The following is a 742-nucleotide window of genomic DNA, read 5'->3' on the forward strand; positions in this document are numbered from 1 at the left end:
TCGAGCAGCGGGCCCGACAGCCGCCCACGGTAGCGCGCGACCTGGTCCGGCGTGCACCGGCAGGCGCGGCGGGGATCGCCGAGGTTTCCGCAGGGACAGGGGTTCATCGCGGCGACGAGCTGGAAGCGGGCGGGGAACTCCGCGCGCCGGCGCGCACGCGACACCGTGACGGTGCCGGTCTCCAGCGGCTCGCGCAGGGACTCGAGCACGCGGCGGTCGAATTCGGGCAGCTCGTCGAGGAACAGCACGCCATGGTGCGCGAGCGAGATCTCGCCCGGGCGCGGCACCGCGCCGCCACCCACCAGCGCCGCCGCCGAGGCCGAGTGGTGCGGCGCGCGGAACGGCCGGCGGTGGAAGCCGTGCGGATCGAAGCGCCCCTCGATCGAGGCCACCGCGGCGGCCTCGATCGCCTCGTCCTCGTCCATCGCCGGCAGCACGCCCGGCAGGCGCTGTGCCAGCATCGACTTGCCGGTGCCCGGCGGCCCGAACAGCAGCAGCGAGTGCCCGCCCGCCGCGGCGACCTCGAGCGCACGTCGCGCCTGCAGCTGGCCGCGCACGTCCGCGAGGTCGGGCAGTCCGGCGCCGTCCGCGTCTTCGGGGGCCAGCGCGGGTGCGGGTTCGAGGCGGGTGTGCCCGTTGAGATGCGCGCACACCGCGCCCAGGCTGTCGGCCGGCAGCACCGTGGCGCTGCGCGCAAGCGCGGCCTCGGCCGCATTCGCGGGCGCGAGCACCAGCGCGCGAC

At 77.0% G+C, this 742-nt stretch carries 1 protein-coding gene; it reads right to left on the bottom strand.

Going from position 1 to position 742, the window contains the following annotated elements; genetic code table 11:
• A partial coding sequence (locus C667_RS23610) for an ATP-binding protein (RefSeq protein ID WP_004391546.1) occupies window positions 1-742 on the bottom strand: 742 nt, incomplete at both ends.

Source organism: Thauera phenylacetica B4P (assembly GCF_000310225.1).
GTDB lineage: Bacteria > Pseudomonadota > Gammaproteobacteria > Burkholderiales > Rhodocyclaceae > Thauera > Thauera phenylacetica.